The organism is Pedobacter sp. AK017 (genome assembly GCF_014200825.1).
GTDB lineage: Bacteria > Bacteroidota > Bacteroidia > Sphingobacteriales > Sphingobacteriaceae > Pedobacter > Pedobacter heparinus.
Map to the genome: position 1 here is coordinate 18,429 of NZ_JACHCW010000013.1, position 24,515 is coordinate 42,943.

General features: G+C 41.7%; 18 protein-coding genes. 11 read left to right on the forward strand and 7 right to left on the reverse strand.

The genetic code is table 11. The features are described 5' to 3' along the window. Window positions 1-25: 25 nt before the first annotated feature. Genes HDC92_RS17915 through HDC92_RS17925 form a run of 3 tightly spaced genes read left to right on the forward strand, consistent with a single transcriptional unit; the run spans window position 26 to window position 6,738 of the window. Window positions 26-2,755 (forward strand): hypothetical protein, encoded by a 2,730-nt coding sequence (locus HDC92_RS17915; RefSeq protein WP_255484579.1) that lies wholly within the window; start codon window positions 26-28, stop codon window positions 2,753-2,755. Between the two features lie 15 nt (window positions 2,756-2,770). Then, window positions 2,771-5,065, forward strand: a complete 2,295-nt coding sequence (locus HDC92_RS17920; RefSeq protein WP_183876516.1) for an FAD-dependent oxidoreductase — start codon at window positions 2,771-2,773, stop codon at window positions 5,063-5,065. A 2-nt stretch (window positions 5,066-5,067) separates the two neighbouring features. Further along, the gene (locus tag HDC92_RS17925; protein WP_183876518.1) at window positions 5,068-6,738 is read left to right on the forward strand and encodes a sodium:solute symporter family protein; all 1,671 of its coding nucleotides are present in this window, start codon (window positions 5,068-5,070) and stop codon (window positions 6,736-6,738) included. 36 nt (window positions 6,739-6,774) lie between these two features. Here the strand turns inward: HDC92_RS17925 and HDC92_RS17930 are convergent, their stop codons facing one another. After that, window positions 6,775-7,125, reverse strand: coding sequence for a helix-turn-helix domain-containing protein (locus HDC92_RS17930; RefSeq protein ID WP_183876520.1), 351 nt, complete (start codon window positions 7,123-7,125; stop codon window positions 6,775-6,777). Beyond that, window positions 7,106-7,660 (reverse strand): cupin domain-containing protein, encoded by a 555-nt coding sequence (locus HDC92_RS17935; RefSeq protein WP_183876521.1) that lies wholly within the window; start codon window positions 7,658-7,660, stop codon window positions 7,106-7,108. Before HDC92_RS17935 ends, HDC92_RS17930 begins: the two co-directional genes overlap by 20 nt. A gap of 126 nt (window positions 7,661-7,786) precedes the next feature. Here HDC92_RS17935 and HDC92_RS25200 point away from each other — a divergent pair, with 126 nt between their 5' ends. Further along, entirely contained in the window at window positions 7,787-8,998 is a 1,212-nt protein-coding gene (locus tag HDC92_RS25200) for a PEP/pyruvate-binding domain-containing protein (protein WP_255484580.1), read from the forward strand. Then, on the forward strand, window positions 8,992-10,224 hold the full coding sequence (ppsA, locus tag HDC92_RS25205; protein WP_255484581.1) for a phosphoenolpyruvate synthase: 1,233 nt from the start codon (window positions 8,992-8,994) through the stop codon (window positions 10,222-10,224). The genes HDC92_RS25200 and ppsA overlap by 7 nt, the downstream gene beginning before the upstream one ends. A gap of 9 nt (window positions 10,225-10,233) precedes the next feature. Here the strand turns inward: ppsA and HDC92_RS17945 are convergent, their stop codons facing one another. From HDC92_RS17945 to HDC92_RS17965, 5 genes are all read right to left on the reverse strand, one after another. After that, the gene (locus HDC92_RS17945) at window positions 10,234-11,985 is read right to left on the reverse strand and encodes a sialidase family protein (RefSeq protein WP_183876523.1); all 1,752 of its coding nucleotides are present in this window, start codon (window positions 11,983-11,985) and stop codon (window positions 10,234-10,236) included. Then, window positions 11,957-13,126 carry a sialidase family protein gene (locus HDC92_RS17950; protein WP_183876525.1) on the reverse strand — a complete coding sequence of 390 codons (1,170 nt, stop codon included), beginning with the start codon at window positions 13,124-13,126 and terminating at the stop codon, window positions 11,957-11,959. Before HDC92_RS17950 ends, HDC92_RS17945 begins: the two co-directional genes overlap by 29 nt. Window positions 13,127-13,132: 6 nt before the next feature. Then, window positions 13,133-13,858, reverse strand: a complete 726-nt coding sequence (locus HDC92_RS17955) for an SGNH/GDSL hydrolase family protein (RefSeq protein WP_183876527.1) — start codon at window positions 13,856-13,858, stop codon at window positions 13,133-13,135. Window positions 13,859-13,875: 17 nt separating this feature from the next. Beyond that, window positions 13,876-14,736, reverse strand: coding sequence for a dihydrodipicolinate synthase family protein (locus HDC92_RS17960; protein ID WP_183876529.1), 861 nt, complete (start codon window positions 14,734-14,736; stop codon window positions 13,876-13,878). Between the two features lie 245 nt (window positions 14,737-14,981). Beyond that, window positions 14,982-15,704 carry a FadR/GntR family transcriptional regulator gene (locus HDC92_RS17965; protein ID WP_015809380.1) on the reverse strand — a complete coding sequence of 241 codons (723 nt, stop codon included), beginning with the start codon at window positions 15,702-15,704 and terminating at the stop codon, window positions 14,982-14,984. Window positions 15,705-15,826: 122 nt separating this feature from the next. Between HDC92_RS17965 and HDC92_RS17970 the strand changes: the two genes are divergently transcribed. The 6 genes from HDC92_RS17970 to HDC92_RS17995 are packed head-to-tail and all read left to right on the forward strand — an operon-like array spanning window position 15,827 to window position 24,512. Beyond that, window positions 15,827-19,006, forward strand: coding sequence for a SusC/RagA family TonB-linked outer membrane protein (locus HDC92_RS17970; protein ID WP_183876531.1), 3,180 nt, complete (start codon window positions 15,827-15,829; stop codon window positions 19,004-19,006). A gap of 23 nt (window positions 19,007-19,029) precedes the next feature. Continuing rightward, window positions 19,030-20,499, forward strand: a complete 1,470-nt coding sequence (locus tag HDC92_RS17975) for a RagB/SusD family nutrient uptake outer membrane protein (RefSeq protein WP_255484582.1) — start codon at window positions 19,030-19,032, stop codon at window positions 20,497-20,499. Between the two features lie 29 nt (window positions 20,500-20,528). Then, window positions 20,529-21,680 (forward strand): sialidase family protein, encoded by a 1,152-nt coding sequence (locus tag HDC92_RS17980; RefSeq protein WP_183876533.1) that lies wholly within the window; start codon window positions 20,529-20,531, stop codon window positions 21,678-21,680. Beyond that, the gene (locus HDC92_RS17985; RefSeq protein ID WP_183876535.1) at window positions 21,670-22,605 is read left to right on the forward strand and encodes a succinylglutamate desuccinylase/aspartoacylase family protein; all 936 of its coding nucleotides are present in this window, start codon (window positions 21,670-21,672) and stop codon (window positions 22,603-22,605) included. The genes HDC92_RS17980 and HDC92_RS17985 overlap by 11 nt, the downstream gene beginning before the upstream one ends. Beyond that, on the forward strand, window positions 22,595-23,410 hold the full coding sequence (locus HDC92_RS17990) for an SDR family NAD(P)-dependent oxidoreductase (protein ID WP_183876537.1): 816 nt from the start codon (window positions 22,595-22,597) through the stop codon (window positions 23,408-23,410). Before HDC92_RS17985 ends, HDC92_RS17990 begins: the two co-directional genes overlap by 11 nt. A 1-nt stretch (window position 23,411) precedes the next feature. Continuing rightward, window positions 23,412-24,512, forward strand: a complete 1,101-nt coding sequence (locus HDC92_RS17995) for a pyridoxal-phosphate dependent enzyme (RefSeq protein WP_255484583.1) — start codon at window positions 23,412-23,414, stop codon at window positions 24,510-24,512. The last annotated feature ends 3 nt before the right edge of the window (window positions 24,513-24,515 follow it).

A 24,515-nucleotide genomic window follows, 5' to 3' on the forward strand; every position in this document is an offset into this window, starting at 1 on the left:
GACAACTGACAGTAAGGGGTTTAAAATGAGCTCAAAGGGTAAAACGTACCTGTTTAAACCCGATTTTGTAGTAATCTGCAACGAAAAAGATCCAGAGCTGGCATTAAAACCCTCAGGTTTAAAAAAAGTTTCCTACAATGTCCCAACCTGGAAAACAAGTGATCCTAACCTGGCTGATTATCATCAGCAGTCAGTTAGCGCCAGTGTTGCCGGCGATGGATTTGATGATAAAATATTGAGGAGTGCAAAGCAAGATAGAACAGCCAATATCTATCATGCAGGAAAAACATACTTTCTTACTGCAACCAAAACAGTAAATTCCGGTGATTCCATCTGCTTTATCTTTCCGGAACATGCCATGTTCAGGCTAAAGGCATGGATCATCAAAAGTGGTACACCTTATCCCAGGATAGAATTTTTATTTATACCTAAAAAAGACGGCTTTTATAGTGTAGGGTATATTGGGGCACCCTCTTTTAAAAATGGTGATGTTGATGAACTATGGCAGCCGCTGATCTGGACAGAAAAAAGGGCTCCATTGCAACCCTATCTTACCGCGTCGTTTATGGCAACAATACCCACTACGCTGGTAAATGACGGGCACAATTCAATAGGTGTACTGGCAGCTTCCAGGTATTTGCCTTTTCAGCCCTTGCCACTGCTAAGTAACAGCCAGTTTGGAATTGCATTGCTGAATGACAGATCTGAATTACAGCCCCAGGTTTTTGCCCCTATGCCGGGTGGAATGAATTCGCAGATGAAGGCAGGACATTCTTTTGAGTTTTCGATGGGCCTTATTGTTGAACCATTGAGTATCACTAAAACATATGAGCAGATAGCAACCTCTGTATTCGGGTTTAAGGATTACCGGAGCAACGCCACTGTTTCTATGAATACAACTCTGGATAACCTGATTGATTATTCGAAAACACGCTACGCCTGGTTTATTGATAGCCTGAAAGGCTTTGCTTATGCTACAGATGTACCGGGGGCAGTGAAAAATGTTTCGAGCCTGAACCCTTTGGAACTGTCTATTGTGAGGGATGATCAGGAGATGTTTGATAAAAGGGCATACCCGTTAATGGAGTTTATGCTGTCGCGCGAGAAATTTCTGTTTGCGATTGACAGCAATCAGAAAATCCAATCCCCTTCCCGAAAACTAAGGGGCCCGATTGCTCCCCTATCCGAATTACAGGTATTGTCTGATGTTTTTGGTAAGAACAACTCTTTTTATGCTACCATGGCAAAAAAGGAATTTGGAACTGCACGCGTCAGAAATCTTGATGAGGAGCAGAAAGGCCGGAACTGGGTAAATGCAATGTTTATGTTTAAGCTGACCTCCGATTCGTCTTATTTGCGTTTAAGTAAGTTGCTGGCAGACCAATATCTGAAAGAAAGAGTAAATACCAGGATAAGCCAATTTGGTGATCCCTTGTTCAGCTCCAATTTTTTCTGGCCAACATTTACCAATAACTGGTCGGCCCTGCTGGAGTTATATCAACTTACTGCCGATCAGCGATATCTGGAGGCAGCAAGGGACGGGGCCAGGCATTATACCTTGTTTACCTGGATGGCCCCTGCCATACCAAATGATGCGATTACAGTGAATAAAGGGGGAAAAGCACCCATGTATTGGTACCTGAAATCAAAAGGGCACCATCAGATGTATTACCCTGAAGAAAAAGTCCCTGCATGGAGACTCTCTGAAATGGGATTAACACCTGAATCATCAGGTACTTCAACTGGTCACCGCGCTATTTTTATGTCTACCTATGCACCCTGGCTGCTGAGGATAGGCTATCAAACAAAAGATCCTTTTTTGATGAATGTAGCCAAAGCTTCTATTGTGGGGCGTTCCGAAAGTTTTCCGGGTTATCATATCAACACCGAAAGGACTACTGCCTATGAAAAAGTAGATTTTCCACTTCATGAACATAAAGACCAGAGTGTAAACTCCTTTCATTACAATCATATTCTGCCAATGGCCTCTATGTTTGTCGATTATCTGGTTTCAGATGCTTATGTAAAAAGCAATGGCAGGATTGACTTTCCAAGTGATTATATAGAGGGTTATGCTTATCTGCAGAATAAGTTTTACGGAGCTAAAAAGGGCAGTTTTTTTCAGTTTGAAAATGTTCAGCTGTGGATGCCATCCCGTTTGCTGCACATAGATGATATTGCTTTAAACTATATCAGTGCAAAAAAAGGAGATACACTATTTCTGGCTTTTATGAACCAGTCGCAGAAGGAAGTAAGTACACAAGTTTCTATAGATCCCTCGAGGGTTAATTTTTCGGACAATACCGGTTTGCGCATTTTATATCCTTCTGGGCAACCTTTGCCTTTAAAAGACGGCTCTTTCGGGATCAATGTTCCTGCGGGTGGTATTGTTGCTGTGGCTATTGCTGGTGTAAAAATCAGCAGTGGTTTTCAGGACCAGATCCTGAATGTGAAAAAAGATGAAAGGAGCGATTATACACATATCCCGGAGGGAGATACAAAGGCCTTATTGTTTAAGCTTGGTGCTTATGCACAAAAACTTTTTGTATTTCTTCAGGAAGACGATACCAGATGGAGGAAGGCCAGGATGATTTATAAGATTGATGGGAAAAGGAAACAGGTGATCGATAAAAATGAATACCCATTTGAATTTACCCTGCCCGTTGATAAAGATAAACCAATTCGTTTTTACCTGGAATTAACAGATATCCATGGAAAACTGATCAGGTCAAAAGAAACGGAATTAGGCAGATAACTAAAAAATAAAGTAATGATACGAAAAGAGGCAGAAGAAAGCCGCAGTTTAAGAATTGAAAGGTATAATGCAGATTTTGCCATAATTGGTGGCGGGATGTCTGGGGTATGCGCTGCAATAACGGCAGCCAGGCAGGGCTTAAAAGTAGTGCTTGTGCAGGACAGACCAGTTTTGGGGGGTAATGCATCCAGCGAGGTCCGGCTTTGGATACTGGGTGCTACTTCGCACATGGGCAATAACAACCGCTGGAGCAGGGAAGGGGGCATCATAGATGAACTGCTTGTAGAAAATACTTATAGAAATCCTGAAGGGAACCCTGTGATATTAGACATGATCCTGCTGGACAAAGTGAAACAGGAAAGTAATATTACTTTGCTGCTTAACACTGCCGTATATGAAGTAAATAAAATTAAAGCAGATCAGATTGACAGTATAAAGGCTTTCTGCAGCCAGAATGCTACTGAATATATAATTAGCGCCCCATTGTTTTGCGATGCCTCTGGTGATGGTATTGCAGGCTTTCTTTCGGGGGCAGCATTTAGAATGGGTGCAGAGTTAGCTGACGAATTTAATGAGCCGATGGCACCAGATGCCAGCTATGGTGAACTGCTTGGGCATTCCCTTTATTTTTATACAAAAGACATGGGCAAACCCGTTCAATTTACCGCACCGGCCTTTGCAATTGATGTTCAGAAAGAAATACCAAGATATAAAAGCTTTAATGCAAAGGAGCACGGTTGTAAGCTGTGGTGGGTAGAACATGGGGGGCGTATGGATACCGTGCACGATACCGAACAGATCAAATGGGAACTGTGGAAAGTGATTTATGGGGTGTGGGACTATATCAAAAACTCAGGTAATTTTCCTGAAGCAGAAAACTATACGCTGGAGTGGGTAGGGACAATACCTGGCAAACGGGAGAGCCGCAGATTTGAAGGCGACTATATCCTTTCGCAGTCAGATTTAATAGCGCAAAAACTCCATAGTGATGGGGTAGCCTATGGAGGATGGTCTATTGATCTCCACCCTGCTGATGGAGTGTTCAGTGATCGATCACCCTGCAATCAATGGCATAGCAAAGGCATCTTTCAGATCCCCTACCGCTGCCTCTACAGCCGGAACATAAAGAACCTGTTCCTTGCCGGGCGTATCATCAGTGTTAGCCATGTGGCTTTTGGTGGTACCCGGGTTATGGCCACGTGCGCTTATGTGGCACAGGCAGCGGCGGTAGCAGCGGCGCTATGTCTGAAATATAAAAAGTTGCCAGCCGAATTGTATCAGGAAAACTATTTGCCGCTTTTACAGAAGGAGCTGATAAAAACGGGTCAGTATATTCCGGGTGTAAGCTGGGAAGATAAAGAAGACCTGCTTCAGTATGCAGGGCTGCGGTCCAGCTCAAATCTGGAATTTAAAGGTTTTAGCAGGCAAAATTGCATATTTAAAATACTTTCTACTGCTGCTGCCCAATTGCTACCTTTACAAGCCGGTAAATTTCCATCATTTAGCGTATTGCTGAGGGCCGACATACCTACTACATTGGCTGTAGAATTAAGGGTGAGCAACAAAACAGGTGGTTTTACACCTGATACGACTCTTGCAGTAAAGCACATAGAACTGCAAGCGGGAGAACAGGAAGTAAATATAAGTTTTGATATTAGTACGGATAAAGAGCAGTATGTTTTTATTTGCTTCCTGATCAACAGCAAAGTACAACTGGCTTATTCCGATCAAAGAATTACCGGTATGCTCTCTGTTTTTAATGGAGTGAACAAGGCTGTTTCCAACAATGGCAAACAGCTGGCTCCCGATGGATCTGGAGTTGAGAGTTTTGAGTTTTGGTGCCCACAGAGGAGGCCGGAAGGCCAGAATATCGCTTTGCAGTTTAAACAAGCCATTCATACGTTTGCAGTTGGCCATATCAGAAACGGAACTGACCGGCCAACCGTACAACCCAATGCCTGGGTGGCAGATCCCAGTGATCCTGCGCCTGCCATTGAATTGGCATGGGAACAGACAAGGTTTATTAACCGGATTGACCTGGTCTTTGACACAGATACAGATCATGCTATGGAGTCGGTACTCATGACACATCCCGAAACTGTAATGCCTTTTTGCGTAAGGGATTATCATATTGAAGATGGAGATGGAAAGGTTATTTACCAAAAAACCGGCAATTATCATACAAGGAACGAAATCATATTTGACACGCCTTTACAAACTAAAAAACTAAAAGTTATATTGACGCATCCATCAGTTCATGTACCAGCGTCCTTGTTCTCTTTGAGATGTTATTCACCAAATCAATTTTAATCATGATAGATACAATAGTCGTAGTCGTTTTTTCTATTTTCATCATGCTGGTAGGCATCAGTTTTTCCAAAACGGGAAGAAACTTAAAATCCTTTTTTGCAGGGGGCGAATCTGTTCCCTGGTTTATTGGTGGTTTATCCTTATTCATGAGTTTTTTTTCTGCAGGAACTTTTGTTGTCTGGGGTGCAATTGCCTATCAACACGGATGGGTAGCGGTTACTATTCAATGGACGATGTGTATCGGCGCGTTAATTACCGGTCTTTACCTTGCGCCAAGGTGGAAAGCCACCGGCAACCTTACCGCAGCCGAGTTTATCAAGGCAAGACTGGGCAGCAATGTTCAGAAAAGCTACATTTTTATATTCACCATTGTGTCAGTATTTATTAAAGGGTCAGTTCTATACTCTGTGGCCAAACTGGTTTCTGGCTCACTGGACTATCCGCTGATGCAGGTTACAGTTGTACTGGGAATTTTAATGATTTCCTACACGGCTATAGGCGGCTTATGGGCAGTAATGGTTACAGATATTTTACAATTCGTAGTACTTACAGCTGCGGTGCTGATTATTTTGCCCATGGTATTTAACGAGGTAGGTGGTGTGCAGGGTTTTATAGACAAAGCTCCGGATGATTTTTTCAACCTGGTTCATGGCGAATATACCTGGGGTTTTATCTTTGCCTTTGCCATATACCATATCTTTTATATTGGTGGCAACTGGACATTTGTACAGCGCTATACCAGTGTAGACTCACCTAAAAGTGCTTCAAAGGTAGCTTATCTTTTTGCCGGCCTGTATATTTTAAGCCCTGTGCTTTGGATGTTGCCACCGATGGCTTACCGGGTTATTAATCCGGCACTTTCGGGACTGGATGCCGAGAATGCCTACATTATGGTTTGCAAACAGGTGCTTCCGGCAGGGCTCCTGGGCTTAATGCTGACAGGTATGTATTTCTCCACTTCGGCATCTGCCAATACAGCACTTAATGTGGTATCGGCCGTATTTACCAATGACATCTACAAAGGATCTGTAAATCCTGATGCCGATGATAAAAAACTAATGTTCGTAGCGCGTGCTTCTTCCTGGTTTTTTGGTCTGCTGATGATCGTGATTGCGCTGGGTGTTCCCTATATAGGTGGTATTGTTGAGTTTACATTAAGTGTGGGGGCCCTAACGGGAGGGCCGTTACTGCTGCCACCAATCTGGTCCCTGTTTTCAAAGCGCCTGTCCGGGAAAGCAACTATTTATATCACGTTGATATCACTTTCGGTAAATGTGGTATTTAAGATGATCATACCTTTTATAGATGGTTATAAATTATCAAGGGCCAATGAAATGTTGGTGGGGGTTTTACTGCCGTTTTTCATGTTGTTGATTTATGAGATCGTCAGAAGAAAGACTAAAGTAAGTCAGGATTACGAGAACTACCTGGTATATAAAGCAGACAAGAAGCAGGCCGCTGTAGCTATTGACGATGAAGAGCTGCAGATGATAAAAAAGCAAAATGTATTTGGTTTAAAAATGATCAGCTTCTCCTTATTGTTTATGTCTGTTTTACTGTTGCTGCTGGCTTTTATTACTTCAAAAGGAAATGGGTTAGTGGTAACCATTGCCATTGTCATCATGTTTGGTGCAATTATTCCCTGGAGGGCTTCAAGGCGTAAAGCGGCATGATGTTGCAGTTGGCCGTCATGTATTGGCAAGATTTGATTAATTTCTAAAACTCCGCCGATATTCTAAAGGCGATTTTTCGGTTTGCAATTTAAAGTATCTGTTAAAGTTTGATAAATTACTAAAACCTGAGTCGCGGCAAACTGAATTTACACTGTCGTTGCTTTCCCTTAACAATTTACAGGCATGTTCGATTCTTACCGCAATCAAAAAATCGAAGTAAGTTCTGCCGGTACGTGATTTAAAATAGTGACAAAATGCATTAGGGACCATATGGATTACATTGGCAATTTGTTCCAGCTTGATTTCTTTATAAAAATTATCCATTGTATATAGATAAACCATGGTTAACCTGGTTTCATCTATTTTTTTAAACGTTTTTTTTTTCATTGTAAGCTGATAGGCCCACTATTTCTTCAGATACACCAATTTTGTTTAAGAGCTGTAAGACTAAAGGTAGCTGCTCGTAATGAAGGGATGATTCGATTTTTTTTAAATATTCAATCACAGCCAGTTTTGTTTGTTCAGGAATTAAAAGACCTTTCTTTGCTTTTTCAAGCAGGTCTTTGATAACGATATTTTCAGGAAGCTTCAAAAAATCATTCCCCAGTTTATAAGGATCAAAATGCAGGGTTAACAATTGCAGTGGAACAATTCTTTTTGCGTGTTTCATGGCATAATCATAATATCTGTTGCTTTCAAATTTGAACATGTGCGGGATATTTGTACCTATCAGAATCATCGCGCCGCTTGAAATCCTTTTTGAGGTATGCCCTATGGAGAAGGTCCCTTCACCCGACCTAACATAAACGAGTTCTATTTCCTGATGATTGTGGAAGTTGTTCAGTGCATGATAGGCGCTTCCTTCTGCCAATGTGATTGTAGAAGTTGTAGCTTTTAATACTTGTTCAATAAAATCCTTCATTTATACTATATCTATATAAAAATAGTAAAAATAGAACTAATATTATTAATATAATATTAGTTCTGCTTAAAATTTAACAAAGGAAGCTGTAAGCAGGTGTATAGCTTTGTATTAAATATTTAAGATATGAAAGGTAACATATTTACGATGGAGCTTATTGAAGCTTCTATTGAGGACATTGATTTAGTAGGTGGTAAAAATGCATCACTTGGAGAGATGTTGCAGAAAATTACGCCCTTAGGTGTAAACATACCTGATGGGTTTATTGTAACCAGTTCAGCATATTTCCAATTTATTAAAGACAATGGTTTGGAGCAACAAATAAAAAATATTGTTGAACAGGCAAATATTGATCAGCTGAAAGCGCTGTCATCATGCGGCAATCAAATCAGGCAATTGATACAAAACGGACAGTTTTCTTCACAAATGGAAACTGAAATTATAGGTGCTTATAGAAAATTGATAGGTGATAACGAAGATAAGCTGGGTGTTGCTGTCCGTTCATCCGCAACCGCTGAAGATCTTCCAGACGCATCTTTTGCAGGGCAGCAAGATACTTTTCTAAATATCAGAGGGACTGGAAAGCTGCTTGTTGCAATTAAAAACTGTTTCGCATCACTATTTACAGACCGGGCGATTAGCTACAGGGAATCTTTTGACTTCGGTCACTTTAATATTGGTCTTTCTGTTTGTATCCAAAAAATGGTGCGCTCTGACATAGGCGTTTCGGGTGTTGCATTTTCAATTGATACGGAAAGTGGTTTTAAAGATGCTGTCATTATTAATGGTTCGTATGGTTTAGGTGAAATGATTGTGCAGGGGGCAATTAATCCTGATGAATTTATTGTTTATAAACCACTGCTTAAAAAAGGATTTGCGGCTATCATAGAGAAAAAACTGGGTAAAAAACAAGAACAGATGGTTTATGGAGTGCAACAAGGGAAAGCTGTTGAAGTGATCAGAACACCTGTTAAAGATGCAAAACGATTTTGTTTAACTGATCGCCAAATACTTCAACTTAGCAATTGGGTGATGATGATTGAAGCATATTATACAAAGTTGAAAGGTCACTGGTGTCCAATGGATGTGGAATGGGCGGTGGATGGCATCACCGGCGAGCTTTTTATTGTACAGGCAAGACCGGAAACCATACATTCCCGTAACAAGGTTGATTATATTACGGAATACCAGATTAATGATACCGAGCGCCTGCAAAAAATTATACTGACTGGTGTAGCTGTTGGTGATAAAATCGCATCTGGTAGGGTACACAATTTGGTGGGCTTGAAAAACACCTTATTCATGAAATCAATTTTTTACCAGGAGATATTATGGTAACCGAAATGACTGATCCGGATTGGGAACCTGTGATGAAAAAAGCCGCTGCAATTATTACTAATAAAGGCGGAAGGACCTGCCATGCTGCGATTGTTGCGCGGGAATTAGGGGTGCCCGCCATAGTAGGGTGTGATAATGCTACAGAAATATTGAAAACGAGCGAAGAAATTACCGTTTCCTGCGCAGAGGGAGAAACCGGTATTGTATATAGAGGCAGAATTGCCTTTACAAAGAAAGAACATCGCATTTCTGATTTACCAGAAATCAATACTCCGGTGATGATGAACATAGGGTCTCCGGATATTGCGTTTCGTTATGCCCATTATCCTGCAAAAGGGGTTGGACTTGCGCGCGAGGAATTTATTATTAACAATTACATCAAAATTCATCCATTGGCACTTCTCGGACATGAATATTTAGGAGATGCCGGGCTAACGACACTGATCAGGGAAACAATTTCGGGATATGAGAGCGAAGAGCAGTATTTCATTGAAAAACTATCTTACGGAATAGCAAAAATTGCAGCTGCTTATTATCCAAATAAGGTTATAGTTCGTTTTTCTGACTTTAAAACCAACGAGTATTATAACATGCCAGGGGGAAAGTATTTTGAACCTGCTGAGGAAAACCCGATGATTGGATGGAGGGGGGCTTCCAGATATTATTCGGACGTGTATAAAGCGGCTTTTGGGATGGAATGTAAAGCTATTAAAAGCGTACGCGAAAACATGGGCCTGGACAATGTAATTGTTATGATTCCATTTTGCAGAACCGTTGATGAACTTTCATTGGTGTATAAAACAATGGAAGAGTTTGGCTTAAAACGTGGACAAAATAAGCTGGAAGTATATCTGATGGCAGAAGTTCCTTCCAACGTAATTTTAGCAGAACAATTTGCTGAACAGATTGATGGCTTTTCTATTGGTTCGAACGATCTTACCCAATTGATATTGGGGCTAGACAGAGATTCCTCATTAGTTGCCAACCTATACAACGAACGAAATGATGCAGTGAAAATAATGATCTCCAGCCTGATCAGATCAGCAAAAAAAATGAACGTAAAAGTTGGGATATGCGGACAGGGACCGTCTGATTATCCGGATTTTGCACAATTTTTAGTAGAAGAAGGGATCGACTCTATATCAGTTACTCCTGATTCCTTTATGAAAACTGTAAATGCAATAAAGGAAATCGAGGATAAATTGGCTGTTAAAGTGATGGGCTAAAACGTTATCTTACCAGGAGGGGGACATTTTTACAGATCTAACAAGAAAACCATTATGATCTTGTATGTTTCCTCCTGGTATCCCTAAACGTAGATAATTAAGGCCAAAATAGGTATTGCGTTCAAACGGTTTTTCAGTAATGAGGTGATCGTTTAAGTATAACCAGGACTTTCCTTTTTGCATATCCCATGTCAGCCTGATTTTAAATGGTTTATCCATAAACGGCATATCTTGCGGTTTTATGGTGTGATAAATTACTGCACTTTTGGATGCCAATGAATCGTAAGAAACCGAAAAATTGTCGGTTATTGCCAGTATGATCCCCTTATTACCAGGGTTACTGATGACATTGATAAGCAGTTTACCTTTTGTGGCTATTGGGAAATTCCAAACGGCATCTTGAGTTCCATCAGTTTTACGGATCAGCAATCCCTTTTGGCTTAAAGAAAAAGCGGATCCCATGCTTGTCAAACCATCGTTATTAAAAAATGTCCATTTGGCTAAGTTCTCAGAAAAATCATCAGTTTGCGTAGTTTGCTCAAGCCAGTTTGGATCAAACTTAACAATAGCTCGTTCTTCTGCCTGGCCCGAAACCAATACGATTTTCCCATCGGCAGATTGTATGGCAGATGGATATGCAGTGCCCCTGTCACCTTTTTCTATCTGTTTTGTCGATGGGCTTGTGAGTACTTCTCTAAACCCTTTCCATGTTTTTCCTTCATCAGATGATATGGCAGCATGTAGTGTTTCCCGGCCACCAAGTGCATAGGTTCTTTTGTTATCCCATCGCTGGTTGCTGTTCCAAAACATAACAATCCGGTTGTCTGCAAGTCGCAAGGTGGCGGCCGGTGAGTCTGAAGAAATAAACTTTGTAGGCTCTGGTTGGTGCCACCTTGTACCTGAATCAGTGGAAAAAGACTGGTAGGTAACACCTTTATTGGTACGGATCAGCATCCATATTTTTCCGTCAGATAGTTCTATAATATTTGGTTCAACACCGCCATATCGGGTGGTTTGTGTTGATTCTATGGGTATTTTTAAATCATTTTCAGAAGATTGCCAGCTTTTTCCCATGTTGTCAGAATAAAGGGCACCAATGTCATGTAAACCATAATCAGTACTATTGTTGCTTGGTTTCTGGCTTCTTGCCGGTATTGCCTTAGCAAAGACCAATAAAAATCTTTTATTCTTTAACTGAATGAAACCCCTGATAGAACCAACATAACCATGGTAAATTTCTGTCGGTTCCGACCAATCTTTGCCATTGTTAAGCGTATGGCAGTACCACAAATTGAGATGCCTGCCTCGATAACCGTTTTTGCCTTCGCCGAAGATGTGGAAGATACAATGCAAGTTGCCTTCGGCATCTTTAAGTAGGGCGTTGGCATAATAAGCCTGTCCTGGCAGGTCAAATTCTTTTCGTGCTGCAGTCCAGGATAATCCATTGTCTGCAGAAGAAACCGACATGAGTTTGTTAGCATCTCCTGGTCTGTTTACAAAAAAAACTTTAATCTCGTTTTGCGAAGTACGTAATATGGTCGCTTCATTGCCAGGTCCCTTAGCCACAATAACTGGCTGATGAATACTACCGGCTTTTTTAGGTACTTTTCTTACCCGCATTCCAAATGAGTTTTCTTCCGGGAATGAATCTTTTAATGAAGCTATTCCACTATCATAATTTCTGTCGATAGAGAATGATATCAATCCAATGGATAACAGAATGAAAGAAAGTCTAATTTTTGTTGATGAAATCCTTTTCATATAATTTAACTCTAAGATCACCAAACATTGTTGTAACCCATAATTCGCCCGGATTTCGTTCTAAAAGATAGGGGTAAGATATTTGGGTGCCCTTTTTTGTTGTTTTTGCAAAGACAGTGGGTTTCGTCCATGTTTTTCCGTCATCCTCAGAAAACTTGATGGTTAATTCCTCCCGATGGTTACTTACCGGCACTTCAGACCACTGGTTGTCACCGCCTCTTAAAGGGTAGTCCGTTTTACCCTGGGGGTAGTATCTGTTCCATATGAGTACCAGACGACCGCTCTTTAATCGCTTTAGCATACCGGGAGCAGAGCTGGCATCAAAATCTGTTGCTTTGTAAGCTCCCCAATTTATACCGTTGTCACTGGAATAGGTTTCCCAGAATTTACCCCAATTGGTACGCAATAACATCCAAAGACGTCCGTCACGAAGTTGTTCTAATGTGGACTCTGTTACTCCTCCATGGTTTCCTACGCCGCCAAGGTCTATAATGTTGCTTCTTTTCCAGTTTTTACCATCATCACTGCTGGTATAAGTTACCACAGCGTGTCTGCCGGGATTGTGGCGCATCATCATCGAGGTAAAAACAACTTTGCCATCTTTTGTTTCGATCATATCCCTTATGGCTCCAGTCCAATCGTCATGCAGTTTCTGAAGGTTAGTCCAGGTTTTACCTCCATCCAGACTTCTTACTGCATAAGTTGGTAAGATTGCCCCTGGAGAGTCTCTGATATCTTTCTGCCAGTTCCAGTTTGCCTTTTCTTTGTCATTTGCGAAAGCGAGTATTATGGTGCCACTTTTGGTATATACCAGTGCTCTTTCAATCCGGATGGCAAATTTACCCGGTTCATTAAAAATAGGGTACGATTTCCATGTTTTCCCATTGTCTTTACTTATAAAACTGGATATGCTGTCTACGGTAAGCAGGCTCCCATCGGGTAAATTTATAAAAGGGCCCATCTTTAAGCCATTTATTTCTTTCACATTTTTAGCAATCCATACTCCATTTGTGGTTAGCTTTCCGCCCTTTGTATTGACGGTATCAGCAAATACAAAGTTGAGGGCAGCATTACTTTTTAGAGGCCTTAAACCGAAAGACACAATGATCAGAACGGATGCCAGGATAAGTTTTGTTTTCATACCATGTTATTTTTGTTGATTAATGATTTTTATCAATGCATCAGACATTATTTTCTGCCCTGCATCATTGGGGTGCATGCCATCAAGCAACAAGACGTCTACGCCATCAGTTTGATGAAAAGCGTTTTTATAAAACAAGGCCCATACATCCACCAGGGGTATTTCTTGTTGCTTAGCCAGGCGTTTGGTTGCCTTCATGTATTTTTTTAACCTTTTATGGCGCCAGCTTTCATATTTTTTTCCAATTGGGTTCGGCGTCATCAGGATGGGCTTGATCTTACTTTTCTTTGCCTGGTCAATAAAATAGGAGAGGTTGTTGCAGTATTGTTCTATAGATAGCCGGGAAGGGCTTTCCTTACCATTATCCTGCCAGGCATCGTTGATCCCGAAACTGATGACTAACCAGCTGGGTGCGTTGGTCAATACATCTTTTTCAAATCTATCCATTCCATGAGCTACCCTGTGGAGGTTATTGTCTTTTATGGAGCCGGAATGGCTACCAGCTACACCGGCATTGATTACACAAGAAGCTATGCCCAGCTGTGATAAGGTATCCTGAAGCCTGACAGCATACACTTTGCTGACAGTTTTTCTGGGGGCAGTGGTCGAATTACCAAAAGCCACAATTTTTAAGGTGTCTTGTGCCTGTGAATTGGTCCAAATAGTGGCTATCAGTAATAATGAGATACTGAAACGGATCTTTTTTACACAATGGGATTCAGTTCTTACCATCGCTTTGAGGTTAAGGGTTAGCTTAAAAAAGGTGCGGTTACATAGGGATTGGTTATTATATTTTTGTCAGCAAGTCGTTTCTTAATGCTGTAAACCCAGTTGCGCTGGGGATTTGGTGACAATAGTTCAAGTAATTGGGTTGTAAAATTATTCTGATGTTTCATTGCGTTTAATCTGTCGTTAGTGATAGCCGCAGTGTAGAGTTGCTTTAGCAGTCTGATAAATGCGACGCCTCCACCAGAAATAATACCATCAGCACCAAATAGCAGACTGGAATCGAATACAGATTCATCTCCCTGCATAATGGTTCCTGGTCTTTGGTTTTTGTCAGGATAGTTTCTGAGCAACTGGACAAAATTTGAATAGTTGCAACTGGAATCTTTTATACCCACCACATTTTTCATGTTCAGGATCTTCTCCAATAGGTCTGTGCTGACAGGGTTGCCGGTAAATATTGGCGCATTGTAAAATATCAATGGCCTTTCAACAGCGTCGTCGATCCTTTCCATATGTGTTAACAAACTTTCCGGATCTGGATATTTATAGTAAAAGGGACTGGTACATACAATATAGTCTACGCCACTACGGTCAATTTCAATGGCTTGCTGAATGGTCTTTCTGGTAGAAACTGCAGAAGCAGTCGCTAAAATAGGGATTCTGCCTCCAACTTGTTCCACTGTGGTATTGATTAAAGTCTTTCTTTCCTTGTCTAATAAGGCGGCACCTTCGCCCATGGTACCGAGGATCATAATCCCGTTTGCTCCTTCACCTACACAATATTCGAGCAGGTTTTTAAGAGAACAGACATCAATATTTTCTTCTTTTGTAAGTGGGGTAGGAATGGCTATAATTACACCTTCAAGTTTCTCTGAGCTCATTTGGTTATTTTAATATATATGTCGTATAAGTTTCTTTACTACAGGAGTAATTTTTCAGCTTTAACTCATCTACTTTTTGACAGTTTACATTTGATTGTAGTGTAAATATATAAATTTTAATAAGTAATACATATTTAATTTATAAAATTTACAGATTAGTATAATTACTGACATCAGAATTTTGCCAAGGCAAAAAAAAGACAGCTACTGTAAAGAGTAGCTGTCTTTTATGAAAGTGTGTTATGCTATACTTTCTCGAAATAGTTGTACAGGTGCTTCCGCATTTTATTTCTAAATTCTTCCGGTGTGCCGTTCTTCAGGACATTTAGCAAGACCCTGTGAGAAGCATATTCTGCATCCTGAACCTGACTCTTTATATGTAAGCCATTATCTACATATTCGAAAATGGGTAATAGCATTTTCTGAAAGCGCTGAATGGTCTCGTTTTCTGATATTTCATATAACATGGAATGGAACTCCACATCATATTTTAACCTTTCAATTTTATTGTCCGTTTGCTCTTCTTTAGCTACAATCTCTTCCAGCTTAACCAGGTTGGCTTCAGTTTTTCTAAGAAAAAGTATATCTGCAAGGCCCATTTCGATAACTAATCTCATTTCAAAGATTTCTTTCATAGTTTCGCCATCCAGTAATTTAGGATCCATTACCCTTTGCATATTGGTTAGAATATCCGGACGTGTAATGATCATGCCTCTGTTTTTACGGGACTCAATTATACCCAAGATTTTAAACCTGGATAATGCTTCTCTGATAGCGGTACGGCTAACATGCATGGCCAATGCCAGTTCTGTTTCTTTAGGAATAGCATCGCCTGGAGAGAAATTTCCATTTTTAAAATATTCCTGAAGATTGATCTCGATCTTGTCAACTTGTGTCAGATTTTCAACGGGTCTTATTTTTGGAGTGGCTATCTTTTTCAATTTCAATTTTTGTCCAAATGTAATCATTCCTGTTGAAAATTAATATGTAATACTTTTTTTAATATCGTTTGGATATTCTGGTATAATTTGTATTATTGTAATATGTAAGACATATTTAAAAAAATCGTGTAATCACTAAACCAATTATTATGAAAAAGCTTTTACTCTGTTGGTTGCCATTAATTCTCTTTCCTTTTTTTAAAGGATACGCTCAGGTTCCGGTTTCCGGAACTGTTAAAGATACACAGGGAGGTGTTCTGCCTGGTGTAAGTATCAAGCTAAAGGGTACTACCACTGGAGTAACTACAACTTCGTCTGGTACTTATAGTATTAGTGTACCTGATGCCAGTGCAGTGCTGGTATTTTCATTTATCGGCATGGAAAGCCAGGAAATCCAGGTGTCTGGAAAAAGGACAATTGACGTTGTACTTACTGAGCAGATGGCGGCACTAAAGGAAGTATTGGTAATTGGTTACGGTTCTCAATCTCGAGAGACAGTTACCACGTCGGTGACAAAGCTGGATAATAAGGTGCTTGAAAACGTGCCTTATGCCAATTTAACATCTGCCATGCAGGGAACCCTGTCAGGTGTTCGGGTGCAAAGTACCTCGGGGCAACCCGGAGATGCTTCCCGTGTGGTAATCAGAGGCGGAACCTCTATTAATAATCCGAATGGTGCCGCACCACTTTATATTGTAGATGGGGTAATCAAATCAAATATAAATGACATCAATTCACAGGATATAGAATCTATGCAGGTGCTGAAAGATGCGGCGGCTACTGCTATTTATGGGGCCAGAGGTTCAAATGGAGTAGTGATCCTGGTAACTAAATCAGGTAAATCCGGTATAGCCAGGATTAATTATAATTATGATCTTACCATTTCTGATCTTGGGAAAGGCTACGATATGGTATCTGCCAGAGATTATATTTATTTTCAAAGGTTAGGAATCGGGGCAAGAGGTACTGCCGATCCCAGCCAGTTGACAAAACTTGGTCTTGCCAGTAGTGCGGGTACCGGTAATGACCTTACCAATAATACAGCATTTACACCACAGTATTTATCTGATGCGAACCGATATAAACTCAATGAGGGTTGGGAAAGTATGCCTGATCCGATAGACCCTACTAAAACCATTATTTTTAAAAATACAGATTTTCAGGATGTTGTTTATCGGACGGCGCTTTCTAACAACCATACCTTGTCGGGCTCGGGAGGGACGGATAAAGCTACTTTCAGTGCGAGCCTTGGATACCAGTCTAATGAGGGGATTGCCATTTTTACGGATTATAAACGACTTTCATTTAATTTAAATGGTGATTTTAAGGTAAACGAAAAGCTTAAGATCTTTGGCAGGGTGATGTACTCCAATTCCTCCGGAAGGACAGTTACGGATGCCGGAAGTAATGTGAGTAATGTATTTGCCAGATCTGCGACTATACCGGCAACCACTAAATATAAATTTGAGGACGGAACACTAGCCCCTGGTTTAAATTCAAGTTTAGGCAACCTGGAGTATTTTTTTAATACACAGGACTTGAAAAACAGCCTGGAAAATCTGACGATGGTTACAGGTGCACATTTTGATATCTTGCCGGGGCTAAGTTTTGACCCGCAAATCTCTTTATATAAAATTACCTCGGACGGACGTTTTTTTCAAAAGGCTTACCTTAACGGACCAGGGCAACTGGTAAATTCAAGAAACGCCACCGGTAGTTATGCCAAACAGATTCAGGAACAGGCGGATGCGGTTTTTACTTATAAAAAAAACATTAAAGATGCACACCATTTAGAAGCGAAAATTGGTTTTTCTGCTTTCTGGAGAACGACTGCGGGATTAAATGCAAGCGGAAGGGGGGCATCTACGGATCTGATCCCAACTTTAAATGCTTCTGCCGTACCCGTATCGGTTGGTGGTGATGAAACTAACCAATTGATTTTGGGCTACTTTTCTAGAATTAATTATGATTATAAAGAGAAATACCTGCTTTCACTGAACGCCAGGTACGACGGGGCCTCTAACCTGGGGACTACGCACAAATGGGGTCTTTTTCCGGGGGTGTCTGTAGGTTGGAATATTCATAAAGAAGATTTTTGGACTGCATTGCCTGAACGTTTATTCACGCTGAAACTACGTGGAAGTTATGGCGTAAATGGAAACATCAGTGGTTTGGGCCCTTACCAGTCGCAAGGGCAGTATAGTGTAGGCGCTCAATACAATGGAATAGCCGCAGTTCAAAATACAACGCTGGCTAATGCAGATTTGCGTTGGGAGCAATCAAAGACCTTCGATGTGGGATTTGATCTTGGGGTATTAAATAACAGAATTAATATATTGTTTGATTATTACAGACGCAGGACGGATAACCTGCTGACCAATTTCAGTTTGCCACAATCTACGGGCTTTGCCAGTGTGTTAACCAATTTAGGTAGCCTCCAGAACAAAGGTATAGAACTGGAGCTGAGTGCGAAGATTCTTCCTGAAAAGTCTGATTTTCAATGGATTTTGTCTTTAAATGCGTCCAGGGTTAAGAATAAAATACTTAAACTTCCAAACAATGGTATAGAGAACAATCGCATTGGGGGTGTATATGTTTGGGATTCATCCAGAAACGATTACGCTTGGTTAGGAGGGTTGCAGGAGGGCGGAGAGATTGGTGATTTATATGCTTATAAGCAACTAGGTATCTATGCCACAGATGCCGAAGCACAAAGAGGCCCGAAAGACATGTTGGTGGTAGGGACAGCCAAAACAAAATTTGGTGGTGACGTAAATTGGCAAGATGCAGACAATAATGGGGTAATAGATGAAAGGGACCGTATGTTTGTGGGTAATATTTATCCAAAATGGACTGGTGGGATGGCCAGTACCATGACCTATAGAAATTTCGATCTATATGTGAGAATGGATTATACCACGGGGCATACCATTTATAACTATACCCGGGCAATGATGATAGGGCAGTTTGTTGGAGAAAACGGTTTTGTTTCTGATGTCCTCCGATCCTGGCAAACCCAGGGACAGCAGACAGATATTCCGAGAATTTATTGGGCTGACCAACAGGCGCAAAATAATTTATTCAGGGGTAATTCAGCATATTACGAAGCGGGTGACTTCCTGGCTTTAAGGGAAGTCACACTCAGTTATAATTTCTCTCCGGAATTTTTGAAGAAAATAAAAATAGCGAACCTGAGGCTAAATGCTACAGGTAGCAATCTTCATTATTTCACCAAATTTAAAGGACTGAATCCTGAAGAGGGGGGAGATGACCGGGGCAGATATCCAATTCCCAGAAACATCATCTTCGGAGCAAACATTACATTTTAATTCATTCTTTAACTGAGATAATCATGAAAAATTTATATAGAATATCGCTGTTCTCGCTAATTATTTCCTGTTCAATGTTATCCTGTACCAAGGATTTGAACCTTGATCCCATTAGTCAGATTTCAAATGCTTCTTTCTGGAAAACAGAAAATGATGCCAACGGAGGATTGTATGGTATGTATGTAAGGTTTAGGGGACAGGCGCAAAATAATCTTTTTTTATGGGGAGAAGCTAGAAGTGAGGTCATGAACCGTAGTCTTGCCGCATTAAACGGATACAATTATTACTATGACAATGCCTTGGACAGAACCAATTCTGGTCCTACCTGGCAGGGCATGTATACCGTTGTTCATGATGCCAATTTGTTGCTGAAGTATGTGCCTGGAATTAAATTCAGTTCTGAGGCCAGTAAGAATGCCATTTTGGCACAGGCATATACCATGCGCGCCTATGTGTATTTTACTATGGTGAAAACCTGGGGTGATCTGCCTCTGGTAACGGAACCGATTGAGGGATTTAGTGCCGATGCTATTCAGAAGGAAAGAACCTCGAAGATCGAGCTGTTTAAATTTATAAAACAGGATCTGGATGCAGCTTTAAATCTTTACTCAGCAAACACGTTCAGTCCGGGCAGGAGCATCTGGTCAAAGCCGGCCGCAAATGCACTAAAAGCGGATGTTTATTTGTGGACAGCAAAGAGGGAGAATGGAGGCAGACCCGATCTAAACGTTGCCTTAGCTGCACTTAACGATGCACAAGCCGGAGATGTTGGATTGCTTGACAATTATGCCAGCATATTTGATTATGGAAATAAGGGGAATAGGGAAATTCTTATGGCGGTACGCTTTCAGGATGTTGAGGCAACATCGACCATTTTTTCAGATATGTACATGTCGAGCGCTTTTATGACCAATAATACAGACGCAGCAACTAAAGCTTTAATTGGTGCATTTGGGGGCAATCCTTACTGGACGGTTTCCAATGGTGTAAGGGCACAGTTTACTGCTGATGACTTACGCAAGCAACCTTCGTTTATTGAAATTTATACTACTACAGGTACTTATTATGGCTCTATCGTTTATAAGTTTAAGGGAACAGTGATAGGAGGTGCCAGACAATTTCTGGATGATGTGATCTTGTACCGGTATGCGGATATCCTGCTGATGAAGGCTGAGGTAAAAAATGCATTGGGGCAAGATCCGAGTGATGAGATCAATCTGGTTAGGAAACGGGCTTATGGGGCCAAATACAATGACCATATTTTTGTCAGGGGAACTGATGTGCAAAACGATGAGGCCATCTTAAAAGAAAGGCTCTTGGAACTCGCATTTGAAGGGAAGAGGTGGTGGGACCTTGTGAGGTTTGGAAAGGCATTTGAAAAGATTCCTTCACTTGTGGATAGGGCCGGACAGAATGATTTGCTGTTATTCCCCATTTCGGAAACTACTTTAAGTCTGGAACCAAAAGTAAAACAAAACCCAGGTTATAAATAATATTTTTTAATTGTTATAAAACTTCTCTAATGAAAAAAGAAAAAAAACACCCGTTTACCGGCTTCAGTTTAGGTGCTGTATGTCTGTTATGTATGTTATTTTTTGGACTGGCTGGTAACCTGCTGGCACAAACAGGCCCGGGAAAGGAAACGGTTCTTACTTTAAATCCCGGGCAGGATAACCCCCGAAACAGTGAAGGGGATTTTTTGACTTTAAAGGATGGGCGGGTCATGTTTGTATATAGTCATTATACGGGAACATCTTCCAGTGATCATGCTTCGGCTTACCTGGCGGCCCGCTATTCTGCTGATGGTGGAAAAACCTGGACCAATAGCGATAGGGTAATCGTAGAAAAGGAAGGTACGATGAACGTAATGTCTGTTTCTCTATTGAGGTTAAAAAATGGGAAAATCGCTTTGTTCTACCTGAAAAAGAATTCTACTTCCGACTGTATACCTATGGTTCGTTTTTCAAGTGATGAAGCTAAAACCTGGACTGATCCAATAGCCTGCATTACAGATAAAAAGGGCTATTTTGTGCTGAACAACAGTCGGGTAATTCAATTAAAAAGTGGGAGGATACTTTTGGCGGTAGCATTGCACCAGACTCCAGAACAAGCCAAATGGTCTAACAGCGGTACTTTATGGAGTTATTACTCGGACGATAATGGAAAAACCTGGAAGCCGGGGCAGCAGGTGACCAATCCAGATGGGGTGGTGACACAGGAGCCTGGTGTGGTGGAACTGAAAAACGGAAATGTTTTAATGTTCATCAGGACAGATGCGGGAGTCCAGTATTTTTCCTATTCAAAAAACAAGGGACAAAGTTGGAGCCCTGCGCAGCCTTCTACGATTAAATCACCTGTTTCTCCGGCTTCTATTAAAAGGATTCCGTTGACAGGCGACCTGATATTGGTTTGGAACAATAACGGGGGCGACAACCCGCTGATTAAGGGAAAAAGGACACCCCTTAATGTGGCCATTTCAAAAGATGAGGGGAAAACCTGGCAAAATATTAAAACGGTAGAGGATGATCCGAATGGATGGTACTGCTATATCGCGATCTGTTTTTCAGGTAAGTATGTGCTTTTAAGCTATTGTAGCGGGGTGCAGCCCAGATTTTCGCACTTAACCGTGACAGATATTAAACGTTTAAGCCTGGATTGGGTATATGGAAAATAAAGACCATAAACAGATCATTTTTATCGACTCCGGGCTACCGGGGCCGGGGGTATTGATATCTGCAGGGGTACATGGTGACGAGTACGAGCCGATGCTTGCGGTTATGGAGCTGGTTACGGAAGTTTCATCGCTATTGCGAGCTGGAAGTGTAACCCTTATTCCGGTAGTAAATGCTACTGCTTATGAGACAAACAGCCGCTACGGAGAAGATGGTCTTGACCTGGCCAGGATTTGTCCGGGACGGACAGATGGGAGTAGTTCAGAAACTGCAGCAGCCATGATCAGTAGTCATATTCAACAGGCTGACTATTACATAGACCTGCATACCGGGGGTAAGTTATTTAATATTTATCCATTAGCGGGCTATATGTTACATCCGGTTGCAACAGTACTGGAAGAACAACGGAATATGGCCAGGGCATTTAATTTGCCACTGATCTGGGGCACGGAAGGCTCGCCGGATGGCAGAACGTTATCCATTGCCAGGGATGCAAATGTTCCTGCAATCTATATAGAATACGGGGGCGGGAATAGTGTGAAAGAGGAAATTGCTGCACTGCTTAAGGAAGGATGCCTGAACGTACTGAACAGCCTTTCTATGATCAAGCTGGAAGGCGAGAATTCCTCCTGCTTAAAGTACTGGGTAGAAGATTATACACCAGGTGGTGGATACCTGCAAGGCAAGTTTCCCTCCCCGGCATCAGGCATTTTTATAGCAGCAACTGTAGTCGGTGCAAATGTAAACAAAGGGCAGTTGTGGGGCAATGTAGTTAATCCGGTTACGCATCAGCGAACTGAAATTATAGTAGCTGAAGCGGGAATTGCACTTTTCGTAAGGGACGCTGCTTATGTAAAAGAAGGAGAAGCGCTGGGGGGCATACTGCCGGTTTCAGCATCAGGAAAATTGATCATCAATGGAAAATAACAGCGTTGTAATTTTAACGGGGGCTTCAGGTGGCATTGGACGTGCAACAGCCCTGAAATTTGCAGAAAAAGGATGCAGACTGGTTTTAGTTGATCTGGAGCACATGGCACTGGAGGCTGTGGCCGGGGAACTCGCTGCACTTTATGACACAGTATGCCTGGTTTGCGCTGGTGATCTGGCGGAAGGAGATTTCTTAAATTTAATTGTAGAACAGACCGTAGCAAAATGGGGACGTGTGGATGTATTGATCAATAATGCTGCCTGGCGTACTTTGGAAACCATGCGGACGATGAGCAGAGCGGTATGGGAAAGGACTCTAAAGGTTTGCCTGACTGCACCGGCATTTTTGTCGCGGCAGTGTGCAGAAATTATGGAGCGTATACAGGAGGGCGGTGTAATTATCAACGTATCGAGTGTGATGTCTGCCAGGGCAGGAGGAAGTAGTCCGGCCTATATTGCTGCAAAAGGCGCACTGGATAGCTTAACCTATGAGCTGGCCGTTACTTACGGAAGAAGTAACATCAGGGTTGTTGGGGTACAGCCGGGTTTTATTGAAACTGAACTGAGCAGTGACTACCTGGATCCGGAGGGAGCAAACATCAGCAATACAATGACTGCCCAAATGATAGACATGACGCCACTTGCCAGGGGTGGTACAGCCGCAGAAGTAGCAGAAGCTATTTTTTGGCTGAGTGCGGAAAATGCTGCCTTTATCAGCGGAACAACCTTGCTTATTGACGGTGGGTTTAAGCACAACATGAGCAGTTATGCCATTAAAAAAATTCAATTCCCAAAAGAATATTAACATGTGGAAGTATCAACCTTTTTTACCGCTGTTAAGTAAGGCCAATCGTATCAGCATGGGCGAGGGGCAAACTCCTCTTGTTAAGTCCAGATCCATAGGCCCGGCGCTGGGCATACCAGACTTGTATTTTAAGTTGGAAAACCTTAATCCAACAGGTTCCTACAAGGACCGTTTTGCTTCCGCTTTTGTAAGTATGATGAAAAGTCGGAAACAGGATCTTTGTATAGCAACATCCAGTGGCAATACGGGTGCGGCGTTAGCGGCTTATTGTGCCGCGGCCAATATCAGATGCATAATAACCGTGGTTGACGGGGCTCCTGATGCGAAGATTAAGCAGATGCAGGTGTATGGAGCGTCTATGTTCATGGTAAAAGATTTTGGCAAGGATCCCGAACTAAGTGCTGAAGTTTTTTCTTTACTGAACAGCTTCGCACTTTCTTTAGATCTACCCTTACCCGTAAGTGCATATTGCTATTGTCCGGAAGGAATGCAGGGGGTTCAAACCATAGCATATGAAATATTTGAACAAACCGCCAATGCTGTTCGGCATATTTTCTGTCCGGCAGGGGGAGGTGGGCTGACTTTGTCTTTGGCCAAAGGCGTAATGGAATATGGACATAGATATCAGCTTTCTGGTTTGCCCAGAGTGCATTGTGTCCAGCCCGAAGGTAACGATACGATGGCTGGTCCGCTGAGAAATAAAGAGAATGTTGCCGTTCAAAGAGCACGTTCTACCACAGCCATCAGTGGCTTGCAGGTGCCAAATGTGTTAGACGGCAATGAGGTAATTACAGCTTGTCGTTCACTTGGCGGGACAGGATATGCTGTAACAGACACCGAGGTGTTTAACTGGCATAAAAAAATGGCCCAGCAGGAGGGTATATTTTGTGAGCCGGCAGGTGCTGTAGCACTTGCAGGGCTAGCACTTGCAGTTGAAAAAGGAGAAGTAGCGGATGGAGAAAAAGTCGTTTGTCTGGTTACGGGCAGCGGTTTTAAAGATATGTTAACGGTAGAAAAACAATTTAGTCTACCTGCTTTGGAAGCAATTGATAAAGCAGCTTTTGCAGTTTGGATTGAAAAGATGAAAAAAGGAAAAATTTAATAA